Annotated in this window: 11 protein-coding genes, 16 tRNA genes and 1 rRNA gene (1 of these 28 running past the window's edge); 26 read left to right on the forward strand and 2 right to left on the reverse strand. The window is 48.9% G+C overall.

Features of this window, described 5'->3' with window-relative positions:
- The 14 genes from PP175_RS02960 to PP175_RS03025 form a co-directional block, all read left to right on the forward strand.
- Nucleotides 1-1,709: ribosomal RNA gene (locus tag PP175_RS02960) — 23S ribosomal RNA — on the forward strand (it extends 1,230 nt beyond the left edge of the window).
- A 71-nt stretch (nt 1,710-1,780) separates the two neighbouring features.
- Nucleotides 1,781-1,855, forward strand: a tRNA-Asn gene (locus PP175_RS02965).
- A 3-nt stretch (nt 1,856-1,858) separates the two neighbouring features.
- Nucleotides 1,859-1,935, forward strand: a tRNA-Glu gene (locus PP175_RS02970).
- A 3-nt stretch (nt 1,936-1,938) separates the two neighbouring features.
- A tRNA-Val gene (locus tag PP175_RS02975) sits at nt 1,939-2,014 on the forward strand.
- Between the two features lie 26 nt (nt 2,015-2,040).
- Nucleotides 2,041-2,116, forward strand: a tRNA-Thr gene (locus PP175_RS02980).
- Nucleotides 2,117-2,235: 119 nt separating this feature from the next.
- A tRNA-Asp gene (locus PP175_RS02985) sits at nt 2,236-2,312 on the forward strand.
- A gap of 177 nt (nt 2,313-2,489) precedes the next feature.
- Nucleotides 2,490-2,565 (forward strand) — tRNA-Phe (locus PP175_RS02990).
- A gap of 8 nt (nt 2,566-2,573) precedes the next feature.
- Nucleotides 2,574-2,657: transfer RNA gene (locus PP175_RS02995), tRNA-Tyr, on the forward strand.
- 4 nt (nt 2,658-2,661) lie between these two features.
- Nucleotides 2,662-2,736, forward strand: a tRNA-Gln gene (locus PP175_RS03000).
- Nucleotides 2,737-2,748: 12 nt separating this feature from the next.
- A tRNA-Lys gene (locus PP175_RS03005) sits at nt 2,749-2,824 on the forward strand.
- 243 nt (nt 2,825-3,067) lie between these two features.
- A tRNA-Leu gene (locus PP175_RS03010) sits at nt 3,068-3,150 on the forward strand.
- A 152-nt stretch (nt 3,151-3,302) separates the two neighbouring features.
- Nucleotides 3,303-3,378, forward strand: a tRNA-Gly gene (locus tag PP175_RS03015).
- 90 nt (nt 3,379-3,468) lie between these two features.
- Nucleotides 3,469-3,545 (forward strand) — tRNA-Arg (locus tag PP175_RS03020).
- A 5-nt stretch (nt 3,546-3,550) separates the two neighbouring features.
- Nucleotides 3,551-3,635 (forward strand) — tRNA-Leu (locus PP175_RS03025).
- Nucleotides 3,636-4,068: 433 nt separating this feature from the next.
- On the opposite strand, the gene PP175_RS03030 is transcribed toward PP175_RS03025, so the two are convergent.
- The gene (locus PP175_RS03030; RefSeq protein WP_272441383.1) at nt 4,069-4,683 is read right to left on the reverse strand and encodes a hypothetical protein; all 615 of its coding nucleotides are present in this window, start codon (nt 4,681-4,683) and stop codon (nt 4,069-4,071) included.
- Between the two features lie 198 nt (nt 4,684-4,881).
- On the opposite strand from PP175_RS03030, the gene PP175_RS03035 reads away from it, so the two are divergent.
- From PP175_RS03035 to PP175_RS03070, 8 genes are all read left to right on the forward strand, one after another.
- Nucleotides 4,882-4,958 (forward strand) — tRNA-Pro (locus PP175_RS03035).
- Nucleotides 4,959-4,966: 8 nt separating this feature from the next.
- Nucleotides 4,967-5,040: transfer RNA gene (locus tag PP175_RS03040), tRNA-Gly, on the forward strand.
- A gap of 74 nt (nt 5,041-5,114) precedes the next feature.
- A tRNA-Ile gene (locus PP175_RS03045) sits at nt 5,115-5,191 on the forward strand.
- 193 nt (nt 5,192-5,384) lie between these two features.
- Nucleotides 5,385-5,825 carry a hypothetical protein gene (locus PP175_RS03050; protein ID WP_272441384.1) on the forward strand — a complete coding sequence of 147 codons (441 nt, stop codon included), beginning with the start codon at nt 5,385-5,387 and terminating at the stop codon, nt 5,823-5,825.
- A gap of 5 nt (nt 5,826-5,830) precedes the next feature.
- Nucleotides 5,831-7,003 carry an alanine racemase gene (gene alr / locus PP175_RS03055; protein WP_272441385.1) on the forward strand — a complete coding sequence of 391 codons (1,173 nt, stop codon included), beginning with the start codon at nt 5,831-5,833 and terminating at the stop codon, nt 7,001-7,003.
- A gap of 273 nt (nt 7,004-7,276) precedes the next feature.
- Entirely contained in the window at nt 7,277-7,561 is a 285-nt protein-coding gene (locus tag PP175_RS03060) for a CopG family ribbon-helix-helix protein (RefSeq protein WP_442870414.1), read from the forward strand.
- Between the two features lie 3 nt (nt 7,562-7,564).
- Nucleotides 7,565-7,915 (forward strand): type II toxin-antitoxin system endoribonuclease NdoA, encoded by a 351-nt coding sequence (ndoA, locus tag PP175_RS03065; RefSeq protein WP_027416684.1) that lies wholly within the window; start codon nt 7,565-7,567, stop codon nt 7,913-7,915.
- Nucleotides 7,916-8,112: 197 nt separating this feature from the next.
- A complete protein-coding gene (locus PP175_RS03070; RefSeq protein ID WP_272441387.1) occupies nt 8,113-10,272 on the forward strand; it encodes a Tex family protein in 2,160 nt (719 codons plus the stop codon).
- A gap of 24 nt (nt 10,273-10,296) precedes the next feature.
- On the opposite strand, the gene cmpA is transcribed toward PP175_RS03070, so the two are convergent.
- Entirely contained in the window at nt 10,297-10,419 is a 123-nt protein-coding gene (gene cmpA / locus PP175_RS03075; RefSeq protein WP_272441388.1) for a cortex morphogenetic protein CmpA, read from the reverse strand.
- Between the two features lie 89 nt (nt 10,420-10,508).
- Here cmpA and PP175_RS03080 point away from each other — a divergent pair, with 89 nt between their 5' ends.
- Genes PP175_RS03080 through tsaB form a run of 4 tightly spaced genes read left to right on the forward strand, consistent with a single transcriptional unit; the run spans nt 10,509 to nt 13,202 of the window.
- The gene (locus PP175_RS03080) at nt 10,509-10,988 is read left to right on the forward strand and encodes a SprT family protein (protein WP_272441389.1); all 480 of its coding nucleotides are present in this window, start codon (nt 10,509-10,511) and stop codon (nt 10,986-10,988) included.
- Nucleotides 10,972-12,036, forward strand: coding sequence for a thiamine-phosphate kinase (gene thiL / locus PP175_RS03085; protein WP_272441390.1), 1,065 nt, complete (start codon nt 10,972-10,974; stop codon nt 12,034-12,036). Before PP175_RS03080 ends, thiL begins: the two co-directional genes overlap by 17 nt.
- Nucleotides 12,037-12,040: 4 nt before the next feature.
- The gene (gene tsaE, locus PP175_RS03090) at nt 12,041-12,520 is read left to right on the forward strand and encodes a tRNA (adenosine(37)-N6)-threonylcarbamoyltransferase complex ATPase subunit type 1 TsaE (protein ID WP_272441391.1); all 480 of its coding nucleotides are present in this window, start codon (nt 12,041-12,043) and stop codon (nt 12,518-12,520) included.
- A complete protein-coding gene (tsaB, locus tag PP175_RS03095; protein WP_272441392.1) occupies nt 12,501-13,202 on the forward strand; it encodes a tRNA (adenosine(37)-N6)-threonylcarbamoyltransferase complex dimerization subunit type 1 TsaB in 702 nt (233 codons plus the stop codon). The genes tsaE and tsaB overlap by 20 nt, the downstream gene beginning before the upstream one ends.
- The last annotated feature ends 5 nt before the right edge of the window (nt 13,203-13,207 follow it).

Consider the following 13,207-nt stretch of genomic DNA (forward strand, 5'->3'; position numbering starts at 1 on the left):
GGTAGGGGAGCGTTCCTGCAGCGGTGAAGCTCGACCGGAAGGACGGGTGGAGCGGCAGGAAGTGAGAATGCCGGTGTAAGTAGCGAAAAGAAGGGTGAGAATCCCTTCCGCCGAAAGCCTAAGGGTTCCTGAGGAAGGCTCGTCCTCTCAGGGTTAGTCGGGACCTAAGCCGAGGCCGAAAGGCGTAGGCGATGGACAACAGGTGGAAATTCCTGTACTACCTCTACTTCATTTGAGCGATGGAGGGACGCAGGAGGGTAAGGCAAGCAGACTGCTGGTTATGTCTGTCCAAGCAATGAGGCGTGTGTATAGGCAAATCCGTACACTGTAACGCCGGGTTGTGATGGCGAGGGAAATTTAAGTACCGAAGTTCCTGATCTCACACTGCCAAGAAAAGCTTCTAGCGAGAAGTAAGGTACCCGTACCGCAAACCGACACAGGTAGGCGAGGAGAGAATCCTAAGGCGCGCGAGAAAACTCTTGCTAAGGAACTCGGCAAAATGACCCCGTAACTTCGGGAGAAGGGGTGCCCCGCTAGCGTGATAAGCGTGAGGGGGCCGCAGTGAAAAGGCCCAAGCGACTGTTTAGCAAAAACACAGGTCTCTGCGAAGCCGCAAGGCGAAGTATAGGGGCTGACGCCTGCCCGGTGCTGGAAGGTTAAGGGGAGCGGTTAGCGCGCAAGCGCGAAGCTGTGAACCGAAGCCCCAGTAAACGGCGGCCGTAACTATAACGGTCCTAAGGTAGCGAAATTCCTTGTCGGGTAAGTTCCGACCCGCACGAAAGGCGTAACGACTTGGGCACTGTCTCGGCAAGAGACTCGGTGAAATCATACTACCTGTGAAGATGCAGGTTACCCGCGACAAGACGGAAAGACCCCATGGAGCTTTACTGCAGCTTGATATTGAATGCTGGTATGATTTGTACAGGATAGGTGGGAGCCTTTGAACCCGGACCGCCAGGTTCGGTGGAGGCATCCTTGGGATACCACCCTGATTATGCCGGCCTTCTCACTCGCATCCCTTATCGGGATGGAGGACCGTGTCAGGTGGGCAGTTTGACTGGGGCGGTCGCCTCCTAAAGTGTAACGGAGGCGCCCAAAGGTTCCCTCAGAATGGTTGGAAATCATTCGCAGAGTGTAAAGGCACAAGGGAGCTTGACTGCGAGACCTACAAGTCGAGCAGGGACGAAAGTCGGGCTTAGTGATCCGGTGGTTCCGCATGGAAGGGCCATCGCTCAACGGATAAAAGCTACCCTGGGGATAACAGGCTTATCTCCCCCAAGAGTCCACATCGACGGGGAGGTTTGGCACCTCGATGTCGGCTCATCGCATCCTGGGGCTGAAGTAGGTCCCAAGGGTTGGGCTGTTCGCCCATTAAAGCGGTACGCGAGCTGGGTTCAGAACGTCGTGAGACAGTTCGGTCCCTATCTGTCGTGGGCGCAGGAAATTTGAGAGGAGCTGTCCTTAGTACGAGAGGACCGGGATGGACGCACCGCTGGTGCACCAGTTGTTCCGCCAGGAGCATCGCTGGGTAGCTATGTGCGGCCGGGATAAGCGCTGAAAGCATCTAAGCGTGAAGCCCCCCTCAAGATGAGATTTCCCACAGCATAAGCTGGTAAGACCCCTTATAGATGATGAGGTAGATAGGTTCGGGGTAGAAGTGCGGCAACGCATGGAGCTGACGAATACTAATCGGTCGAGGGCTTAACCCAATTTTTAAGAAATTCCTAACGCATTGTAACTTCCAGTTCAGTTTTGAAGGTGTAATTTATCTTCAATTTATTCCGCAGTAGCTCAGTGGTAGAGCAATCGGCTGTTAACCGATCGGTCGCTGGTTCGAGTCCGGCCTGCGGAGCCATTTGGCCCGTTGGAGAAGCGGCTTAACTCACATGCCTTTCACGCATGCATTCAGGGGTTCGAATCCCCTACGGGTCACCATTTGGAGGATTAGCTCAGCTGGGAGAGCATCTGCCTTACAAGCAGAGGGTCGGCGGTTCGATCCCGTCATCCTCCACCATTTATCATAAAAATGATTTTATATGGGCCGGTGTAGCTCAACTGGTAGAGCACCTGACTTGTAATCAGGGGGTTGAGGGTTCAAGTCCTTTCGCCGGCACCATTAATGTTGATTTTAACTACGTCGAATAAGCCTCGGAGTTAAAATCAAATCAGTAGTACCCGTTAGGGTGCACCATAATATCGAATTTACCTGCGATGTATCTGAATGGAATTAGTTATGGAGCCGTGGTGAAGTTGGAGTTCACGCTGGACTGTCACTCCGGAGGTCGCGGGTTCGAGTCCCGTCGGCTCCGCCATTAATAAATAATAATGTAGACGGCACTCTCACCCGAGAGGAAGCTCTGCTAAAACCGCAACGTCCTGTTGCAACGCAGAGCCTTGCACATCCTGTACATCGGAGTCCCGTCGGCTCCGCCATTAGTTTAAGAAGTAGACGGTCCTCTCACCCGAGAGGAAAAACTACATACAAAGTTGGCTCGGTAGCTCAGTCGGTAGAGCAGAGGACTGAAAATCCTCGTGTCGGCGGTTCGATTCCGTCCCGAGCCACCATGTATTTTGGAGGGGTAGCGAAGTGGCTAAACGCGGCGGACTGTAAATCCGCTCCCTTGGGTTCGGCGGTTCGAATCCGTCCCCCTCCACCACTTTTGGGGTATAGCCAAGCGGTAAGGCAACGGACTTTGACTCCGTCATGCCCTGGTTCGAATCCAGGTACCCCAGCCATTTTTTAACGAAGAGCCATTAGCTCAGTTGGTAGAGCACCTGACTTTTAATCAGGGTGTCACTGGTTCGAGTCCAGTATGGCTCACCACATTCAATTAAAGGTGATGAGTATGATCATCTGCATACTTTGTAAATAATGCAAACAGGACTCTCACCAGAGAGGAAGTTCTGCTAAAAGCGCAACGTCGTGTTGCAACGCAGAACCTCGCACATCCTGTGCATCGGAGTCCAGTATGGCTCACCACTACTATACCCATAAAAGTGAAGCATACGCTATGATGTAGGTCCGAATACTTTTATGGGGCCCAAAAGAAAAAGGGCAACAACATGTGCGGGTGTGGCGGAATTGGCAGACGCACTAGACTTAGGATCTAGCGCTTCGGCGTGGGGGTTCAAGTCCCTCCACCCGCACCATTAATATCGAATTCATCTACGTCGAGTTATCTTCTCAGTTGAATTCGAATCAGTAGTACCCGGAGGGTGCACCATTAATATCGAATTCATCTACGTCGAATTATCTTCTCAGTTGAATTCGAATCAGTAGTACCCGACAGAGTGCGCTGTATGCGGACATAGCTCAGTTGGTAGAGCACGACCTTGCCAAGGTCGGGGTCGCGAGTTCGAGTCTCGTTGTCCGCTCCATTTTTATTCATTCTAACGACGTCGAATAAACTGCTTGGCAAAGCACTAAAAGAATGATATAATATAAAGAATTCATGTGAAATCAAATATGTGCCCGTAGCTCAATCGGATAGAGTGTCTGACTACGAATCAGAAGGTTGGGAGTTCGAGTCTCTCCGGGCACGCCATATGTGCCGATGTGGCGGAATTGGCAGACGCGCACGACTCAAAATCGTGTTCCTTCGGGAGTGTCGGTTCGACCCCGACCATCGGTACCATTCACAGAAATTAAGCGCTTATTCTACAGAATAAGCGCTTTTTGCTTGTGGGTAAAGGAAGTATATGTCACCTTAAAGTGATAAAGTGTTTTGAGTTGGGAACATTAAGTCCCTTTCGTTTTTGTTAATATGGAGTTTATGTCCTTTACAGTGTTGAAGTACCGTGAGCGATTTTTTTAATGGGATCTCCGGTCCCGAAACACCCAAGAAAAACATCGTGAGGCGCATGTCCGCACCTTTCTTTCCCCCTGTCATTGAGATACCCAGATGTTGCACCTAAACGGTATAAAGGAATCTAAGGCCATTGTCTGCGCTACGCTTGCCACTGACCAAGATTCCCTAATGCCGGTCCGCCCGCCGTTACGCAAAGCGGCCGTAAAAACTTCTATGAAGGGAAAGGAGAGAGCGGCATGGCCCACGATGTTTTTCTCATTCAGAGCACCTTTTTAATCATCGATTGGATCATCGGATTTTGCATCAATTCCATAATATTCCCGAGGTCTAAACCCAGGTCAGCTTCTTTGTCTTCTGGAACACTGGCAGCCTTCTTTTTCACTGGTGGCATCATTGAATTCTTTGGCCCAGCTTTAATCGGCTTTTTAGGCTGCTCTTCTTGCAGAAGGAGTTTGCCTAATTTAGAGAGATCAATTTTTTCAAGCAGGCTGCTTAAATCTGTTCCAGAGCCGCTGTTATTGAGCAGGGATTTAACTTTTGGACTCTGCAGAAGTGAAGATACATCATTCGATTCCTCAATAGGTTCTGCCACGTCCCTTTTTCTCCGTTTTTCTCTGCGTTCAGTACGAGATTCCTTGTCAGCGTCCTCTCTCCCTTTTAAATGAAAGAAAAGGCCTTTTTTTTCTCGTTTCTTTCTAGTGGTATTTTGTTTAATTATCTCTATATCATCAGAAATGTGCTGCAGGGCATCCAGTCTATCCAATGTCTGCTGCAGGGAGGATTCAAGGTTCAGAATAGAATTTTCGATTTGGCCTAGTTTAATTAAAGTCGCAGGGGGTACCGGTCTCCTTTTATTTGATTTTTTTTTAGCCATTCAGCAAAACATCTCCTTTTTAGCTTCCCTATGCTATAGTATGAGAGGATATAAAGCCGGGAATGGGCATGTACCTAAATATAGTCATCTATCTTTAGTGGACAGACTGCGATGGGAATTTATGTAAACAAGTTAATTGGTGTAGACGAATAAATGAGTAAGTGATATAATAATTTCGTTGCGTTAATTTATTCTTATCGGGAAGTGGCTCAGCTTGGTAGAGCGCCTCGTTCGGGACGAGGAGGTCGCAGGTTCAAATCCTGTTTTCCCGACCATCTTTATTGCGGGTGTAGTTCAATGGTAGAACATCAGCCTTCCAAGCTGAATACGTGGGTTCGATTCCCATCACCCGCTCCACATAATCCACAAAAGTGAAGTAGATGCTTCGTAGCTACTTCAGAATACTTTTGCGGGGCCCGTTAAAAAATTAGGGGCCTATAGCTCAGTTGGTTAGAGCGCACGCCTGATAAGCGTGAGGTCGGCTGTTCGAGTCAGCCTAGGCCCACCATATACAACCATATACATCGACATCTAACAGCCGTATTGGGCTGTTTTTTTGCTATATAGCACTATTTGCCGCATTTTAACATAAAAGCCGCAAATGATGTATCGACAACCGTGCAGCTCATTTAATCTGCTGAACCTACGGCTTGGCTACCCTATGTTTTCTTTATATAATGTAAGGAAAGTGAGGTGGCCAAATGGAGAAGAATAAAAACAAGAATATCATTCTGACGGAAGAAGCGGGCTACCGGGATATTTATCTGCGCCGGCCTTTTGTTTTAAAGCTGGTGGAAAGTGCGGTTTATATTGTTGTCATGCTCGGACTGCTTCAGCTATTCAGGTCAGATAGAACAACAGGGATTGTCGCGGCAACGGCGGCCGCACTGGCTATTGTAGGGTTTGCACCTGCCATTTATAAGGCGGTGCTTCACCCGGTATACCAGATCACCCGTACTGAACTTGTCATTCGGATGTTCAATAAGGAGATCCGGCTGCCACTTCAAGATTTGGAAAGGAAAAATATGTGGAGTTCAGTTTATACGGCACAAGGCAAAAAGCATACGATTATGGCATCCAGGCGTTTTATGAATGAGCTGGATGAGCAAATAGCTAAACGGCAAAAAGGTGGAAGAAGGTAAAGGTGATGGAGCAGTTTTACAGGGACGCGTGGGCTGAAATTGATCTGGATGCCATTGGCGAAAATCTGCGTATTTTCCGCAGGCATATAGGTGAACATGTAAAGATAATGGCCGTTGTGAAGGCGGACGGCTATGGGCATGGGGCGTATGAGGTGGCCTCTAAAGCCCTGGAGCAAGGAGCAGCCTATCTGGGGGTCGCGCTTCTCGATGAAGCCCTGGAGCTTCGGGCGCGTGGAATTGACGCGCCTATACTCATATTAAGTTCGATTCCTGAGCGCGCCATTAAAGTAGCGGTCGAAAACAATATATCAATGACGGTCTACCGGAAGGATAGCCTAAACAGTATTGTACAGGTGGCGAACTCGCTTAACAGGAAGGCCCGCCTGCATATTAAGCTGGATACGGGAATGGGGCGCATCGGAATCCGCGATGAAGAGGAGCTTGTGGAGCTGTATGAGATAGTCAAGGCTGCGCCCTGTATAGAAGTGGATGGGCTGTTTACCCATTTTGCAACGGCTGATGAAGAAGATACAAGCTATTTTAGAGTCCAGCAGGAACGTTTTAACGCGTTTTTGAACCGGATTGATCAGTTAAAGTGGCACATACCACTCATTCACTGCAACAATAGTGCTGCTGCTATGTTCTATCCACAAGAAAGCCGGCATATGATACGTCTTGGAATCAGTTTATACGGCCAATATCCGTCGCCTTATACGAAAAGCACTGGAATGAGGTTATCGCCGGCTTTTTCTTGGAAAGCCAACGTGACACACGTTAAATGCATTAAAGCTGGAGAAAGCGTAAGCTACGGAGCTGTGTTTACGGCTGAGAAGGAAACAGTAGTGGCCACCGTGCCGGTAGGTTACGCGGATGGTTACAACAGGCTTCTCTCAAACCGGGGTGAAGTTCTTATCAAAGGAACGCGGGCAAAAGTCATCGGGCGGGTATGCATGGACCAGTTTATGATTGATGTAACAGAAGTTCCGGGTGTCGAGCCTGGCGATGAGGTGGTGCTGATTGGCAAGCAGGGCGATAGTATGATATCTGTAGACGAAATGGCTGATTGGCTTTCGACAATCAACTATGAAGTGACCTGTATGGTCAGCAAACGAATTCCCCGGGTTTATTATGAGAATGGCAAGCAGATATCTCTCTCCAACCGCATCCTGCTTGGATGATGTAAAGAATAGCCATAAAAATTTGCCTATCAATCAGTTGTTACGGTTTAGTAATCATGTTACAATCAGTAAGAATAATTTTCTCTTAAAAAAGAGGCGGTTGGCAGGAATTTGCCGGGTTTGCTCGAATATTTAAAGAGAAAGTCGAATTACCATTTGTAAGTGATTGAATGGAAAGTATAATTTTCCATGGCTTACGACATAATGGTAATATCTCAAACGCGGTAATGGCACAAAAAAGAAAATGTTTGTGACAGTGTTGTTGGAGGTGCGATGGGCTTGTCTAAAATGGATACAAAGCGTATCATGATCAGCTTGCCGGATCATCTTTTACAGGAAGTGGATGGATTAGTGGAAAAGGAAAAATCGAATCGCAGTGAATTCATCAGACAGGCGATGAGGCTTTATCTGAAGGAGCGTAAGAAACGCCAGATCCGTGAAACGATGCAGCGTGGATACATGGAAATGGCTAACATTAATCTAAATCTTTGCTGCGAGGCTTTCCAGGCGGAAGAGGAAGCTGATTTGACTTTGGGACGTTTAGTTAGCGGGGTGTAGTATGTGATCGTAAAGCGTGGCGACGTATACTTTGCGGACTTGTCTCCTGTTGTAGGATCTGAACAAGGAGGGGTAAGGCCGGTTCTCGTCATTCAAAATGATATAGGAAACCGATTTAGCCCGACCGTAATCGTCGCAGCCATTACGGCACAGATTCAGAAGGCTAAGCTGCCCACCCATGTAGAAATAGACGCAAAGGCATATGCATTCGACCGTGACTCTGTGATTCTATTGGAACAAATTCGTACGATAGATAAGCAGAGGCTGACCGATAAGATCACCCATCTTGATGAGGAAATGATGGAGCGGGTTAACGAAGCGTTACAAATTAGTCTAGGACTTATTGATTTTTAGAGCATTTTTATAGCGTAATATACCATGGCTGCTGTGTAATACGGTGGCTTTTTTTCTTGCCCTCATGTAAATAAGAATGTTTAACTTTCTTATCTACATGAGGGCAACCAGGGCAAGTGGAAGCGCCTGGAGCCTGGTGCTGGCCAATGTATTTTTCGCTTTGTAAGCAGGGAATTGATCTTTGGGGAGGTTAGCCAATGGAGTTAGATAAGATGATAGCCATCATTGCTGATGAACTGCATATTAGCCTGAGCCAGGCAAAACAAACGGTTCAGCTTCTGGATGAGGGGAGCACTGTGCCTTTTATCGCACGCTACCGTAAAGAAGCAACCGGTATGCTGGACGAAAACCAGATTCGGGATATTCAGGAACGCATGGATTACCTGCGCCAGCTCGAACAGAGAAAAGAAGAAGTACTGCGCCTCATTGCTGAACAGGATAAACTGACGGATGAATTAACCCGGCAAATCAATGCTACAGTAAAATTGCAGCAGGTAGAAGACCTTTACAGGCCATTCAAACAAAAACGCCGAACGAGAGCTACTGTAGCGAAGGAGAAGGGGCTTGAGCCTCTTGCCCAGTTTATTCTCACAGCCCGAAAAGGTGACGTGCAGCACGAAGCGCTTAAGTATGTGAACCCAGAGAAAGGTGTTACAGACGCGGTGGAGGCCACCGAGGGAGCGGGAGATATTATTGCCGAACAGGTAGCCGATGACCCGCAGATCCGCAGCTGGATCCGTGAACTCACGTTAAAACGTGGTCAGCTTGTCACCTTGAAAAAGGAAGAAGAGCCTGATGGCAAGAAAGTTTATGAAATGTATTATGAGTATGCAGAGCCTGTTGCGAAAGTGGCGCCCCACAGGACACTCGCCATTAACCGTGCGGAGAGAGAAGGCATTCTTCGGGTAAAAATTGACATGGACGCGCAGCCTATTCTGCAGTACATGGAACGAAAATACCTGCGCCGCGAACCTGTTGCGTCGGCTGTCATTAAGAACATTTTGGAAGACAGCTATAAACGCCTGATAGCCCCCGCCGTTGAACGGGAGGTTCGCAACGTTTTAACAGAAAAGGCGGAGGAGCAGGCGATACATATTTTTGCGGAGAATCTTCGCCAACTTCTGCTTCAATCCCCGCTGCGCGGACAAACTGTTCTGGGACTTGATCCCGCATTCCGGACCGGCTGCAAGCTTGCGGTCGTGGATGAAACAGGCAAGCTGCTTGAGGTGCGCGTGATATACCCTACTCCGCCGCAGAATAAGATTGCAGAAGCAAAAGCTGAAATGAAGCGGCTCATTAACCAGTATCGGGTTGGAATCATTGCGATTGGCAATGGAACGGCCTCAAGGGAGTCGGAGCAGTTTACAGCCGATCTTCTCAAGGAAATCGATGTGGAAGTCTCCTACATTATCGTGAATGAAGCGGGGGCCAGTGTATACTCGGCATCCAAGCTCGCGGGCGAAGAGTTTCCTGACCTGGATGTATCTGAGCGGAGCGCAGTCTCTATCGCCCGCCGACTCCAGGACCCGCTGGCGGAACTTGTTAAAATTGATCCAAAATCAATCGGTGTCGGGCAATACCAGCATGACGTATCGCAGAACAAACTATCCAGCAGCCTGCAGTTTGTCGTAGAATCTGCTGTAAACTATGTAGGTGTAGATGTAAACACGGCTTCGCCTTCCCTGCTGCAATATGTTTCCGGTGTCTCGAAACAGGTGGCTAAAAATATCGTGTTAAAAAGAGAAGAAATCGGAAAGTATACAACCCGGGATCAATTAAAACATGTTCCGCGGCTGGGCTCAAAAACATATGAGCAGTGCATCGGCTTTTTACGGGTTCCGGACGGTGATAATCCACTGGATACCACGCCGATACACCCAGAGTCTTATGATAAAGTAGCCGTGCTGCTTAAAGAACTTGCCATTGAGGCTACTGGCATTACGACTCCAGAGGCAAAGGATAAACTGTCCCATATTAATATAGAAGAAATGGCGCAACGGTTAGACATCGGCGTGCCAACCTTGACGGATATTGTGGAGAGCCTGCTTCGCCCGGGAAGGGACCCGCGTGAGGAGCTGGCCAAGCCGGTGCTAAAGAAGGACGTCCTGCATATTGAAGATTTGGCCAAAGGCATGGAGCTGGAAGGTACTGTGCGCAATGTTGTAGACTTTGGCGCTTTTGTGGATATCGGCTTAAAAAATGACGGACTTGTCCACATCTCACAGTTAAGCCGAAGCTATGTCAAGCATCCGCTGAATGTTGTATCGGTTGGCGATATTGTAACAGTATGGGTCAAAGACGTAGATATCCAGAAAGGCCGCGTAGGTTTAACCATGCTGGGACCGGAAGCCCAATAAAAAAAGGTAAAAAACAGGGAAGCGTTATGATGTGCGCTTTCCCTGTTTTTCAAGATATAAAAACCAGCAATCATTAAGCAGCAGTACCTGCCGCCTGTTTCTTGCAAGAAAGGCCTTCATGATTTGTCGTTGAAGCCAGTGCGGCATAACTGTTTCCCTCCTGTCACCGAATCCCCTCTCTATATTCTATGTGACAGAGGAAAAAATGCTACATTTGATTGCGAGGGGGAAAGCTAGTGACAAATGAACAATTACAGATAAGAGTTGAACAAATTTCGCATGACTTCTTCAAAAAACCATTTATTCATAAAGCGTATTTTAACAACCGCCTACGAACAACAGGAGGCAGGTACGTGTTAAAAACGCATAATATTGAGTTTAATCCGAAGCACTACGAGATGTATGGTCTGGATGAGTTGGATGGCATTATTAAACATGAGCTTTGCCATTATCACCTTCACATCGGCGGCAGAGGGTATAAGCATGCGGACGCTGATTTCAAAAACCTGCTTCGGACAGTGGGGGGATCGCGCTACTGCCGCTCGGTGAAGCCTGAACCGGTGCGGACACCGGCACGTTATATGATGCTTTGCCAGAACTGCGGGATGAAATATATGCGCAAGAGGCGGATGGATACGTCCAAATACGTATGCGGCAGATGTAAAGGTCCCTTGAAACTGTATAAAATGGAGGAAGCCAATGGAACGCAGGGATGAATTTGCGCTAATCTCGTATCTCGCCTCTCGCCAGCCCTCCGGCGGTCCGCGTGGAAGCGCGATTGAGAGGAGAATCCGGACAGGCATAGGGGATGATGCCGCCATTGTCAGCGCACGGGACCAATTTGACTGGGTGGTCTGCTGTGACATGATGGTAGAGGACATTCATTTTAAAAGGAATACGATGAAGCCTTTCGATATTGGATACAAGGCCCTGGCTTCTAATGTCAGTGACATTGCTGCCATGGGTGGACTGCCGCTGTTCTACCTGGTTTCGCTCGGTGTGTCTTCCGGCTGGAGCGAACAAGAGCTGGGGGAGATGTATAGCGGAATGGCGGCACTTGCTGAAGCCTTCGGCATGAAGTTAATCGGCGGGGACACTTCAGCCTCACCCGGCGGGCTTACTGTTTCCATTACAGCGATGGGTGAGGTCGAGTCAGGCCGAACGCTTTTGCGTTCCCAGGCTAAACCCGGGGACCTGGTTTTTTTAACAGGAACAGTGGGAGATTCAGCTGCTGGCTTGGGTTATTTGCTGGAACAAGATTGCTTCCCTTCCCATGTACCTGAAGCGGTTCAGCCTCTTGTCGAAAGGCACTGCCGTCCGTACCCACAGGTTCAGGCAGGCCGCCTGCTAGCCAGTCTGGGCATCCGGGCTGCTCTTAATGATATTAGTGACGGGTTGGCCAGCGAAGCCTGGGAAATAGCCGAAGCGAGCAGCGTTAGAATGGTCCTGGATCGGCAAAGCATTCCGCTCAGTGTACCTGCACGTGTGTATGCAGAATCCAAAGCGCAAGATGTGCTGCACTGGGCGCTCTATGGCGGAGAAGATTATCAGTTAATTGGATGCCTATCAGCAGATGAAAAGTCCGAAATGGATCGAATTTTTAGGGAAGCGGGTCTGCCTCTTTACTGGATAGGCTTTGTGGAACAATTGGCGGCTGACAATCAGGCTCCTCAGGTAGAAATGAGGCATTCAGACGGGAGCCGATCCGCCCTTGCAAAAAAAGGGTATAATCATTTTAAGGAATCGTACGGCGAGGAGGCGTGATCGGGTGAAAAAAGAGAAAGAATACAGCGTGATCACAGAATCGGTGGAAGAAACCCAGCGTCTGGCAGAGAAGGTAGGAACCCTCATGCAGCCTAGAGATGTCCTTACCCTGACAGGGGATCTCGGAGCGGGCAAAACAAGTTTTACGCAGGGGCTGGCCCGCGGGCTCGGCATTGAGCGGGTTGTAAACAGCCCAACCTTCACGATTATTAAAGAATACCAGGGCAAGCTGCCTCTTTACCACATGGATGTATACCGGATGGAAGATTCGTTCGAGGATCTTGGATTTGACGAATATTTCTACGGTGAAGGCGTGACCGTGGTGGAGTGGCCCCAGATGATTCAGGAACAGCTTCCCCCTGACAGATGTGAAATTACCATTCTGCGCCTGGACGGAGATCAGCGGGAAATTGCCTTCCTGCCAATCGGGGCACGCTATGAAAAATTATGCGAGGCGATAAAAAATGAATATACTGGCGATTGATACGTCTAATCTGGTGCTAGCCGTTTCCGTCATCACAGAAGATGCAGTACTGGGCGAATTTGCGACCAACTTGAAAAAAAATCACAGCGTTAGACTCATGCCGATGATTAGCCAGCTGCTCGATGAAATTGAGCTGGAACCGTCCGGGCTGTCGGCAATTGTGGCCGCAAGAGGTCCTGGTTCATACACAGGTGTCCGGATTGGTGTTTCAACAGCGAAAAGCATGGCCTGGTCACTCGGGATTCCGCTTGTTGGAGTATCCAGCCTGGAAACGCTGGCATATAACGGAACTTTTTTTCAGGGACTCATTGTACCGCTTTTTGACGCGCGAAGGGGACAGGTGTTTACCGGTGCTTACAGATGGATAAATGGCTCCATTCAGAGCGTATCGCCCGATCGAATTGTTCTGTTTACAGACATGCTAAGTGAGCTTAAGGAAACGGGAGAAAAGGTGCTTTTCCTTGGCGATGACTTAGCCATTCACCGGGAAGCAGCAGTGGCTGCATTAGGCGATCAAGCTGTTTTTGCCCCTGCATCCTACCAATTGCCCCGGGCCGCCCATCTGGCACAAGCGGGGCTTAAAGCGTACCGGGAAGGACGCGTAGAAGATACACAGGCTTTCATCCCGTCTTATCTGCAGATGGCAGAGGCTGAGGCCAAGTGGCTTGCCAGCCGGAAGTAGGAGGC

It is taken from the genome of Aneurinibacillus sp. Ricciae_BoGa-3, assembly GCF_028421645.1.
Taxonomy (GTDB): Bacteria; Bacillota; Bacilli; order Aneurinibacillales; family Aneurinibacillaceae; genus Aneurinibacillus_B.

What these genes read in the sequence shown, in the direction of transcription:
- PP175_RS03030 (WP_272441383.1), bottom strand. Translation starts at nt 4,683, where the DNA reads ATGGCTAAAAAAAAATCAAATAAAAGGAGACCGGTACCCCCTGCGACT.
- PP175_RS03050 (WP_272441384.1), top strand. Translation starts at nt 5,385, where the DNA reads ATGGAGAAGAATAAAAACAAGAATATCATTCTGACGGAAGAAGCGGGC.
- alr (WP_272441385.1), top strand. Translation starts at nt 5,831, where the DNA reads ATGGAGCAGTTTTACAGGGACGCGTGGGCTGAAATTGATCTGGATGCC.
- PP175_RS03060 (WP_442870414.1), top strand. Translation starts at nt 7,277, where the DNA reads ATGGGCTTGTCTAAAATGGATACAAAGCGTATCATGATCAGCTTGCCG.
- PP175_RS03070 (WP_272441387.1), top strand. Translation starts at nt 8,113, where the DNA reads ATGGAGTTAGATAAGATGATAGCCATCATTGCTGATGAACTGCATATT.
- cmpA (WP_272441388.1), bottom strand. Translation starts at nt 10,419, where the DNA reads ATGCCGCACTGGCTTCAACGACAAATCATGAAGGCCTTTCTTGCAAGA.
- thiL (WP_272441390.1), top strand. Translation starts at nt 10,972, where the DNA reads ATGGAACGCAGGGATGAATTTGCGCTAATCTCGTATCTCGCCTCTCGC.
- tsaB (WP_272441392.1), top strand. Translation starts at nt 12,501, where the DNA reads ATGAATATACTGGCGATTGATACGTCTAATCTGGTGCTAGCCGTTTCC.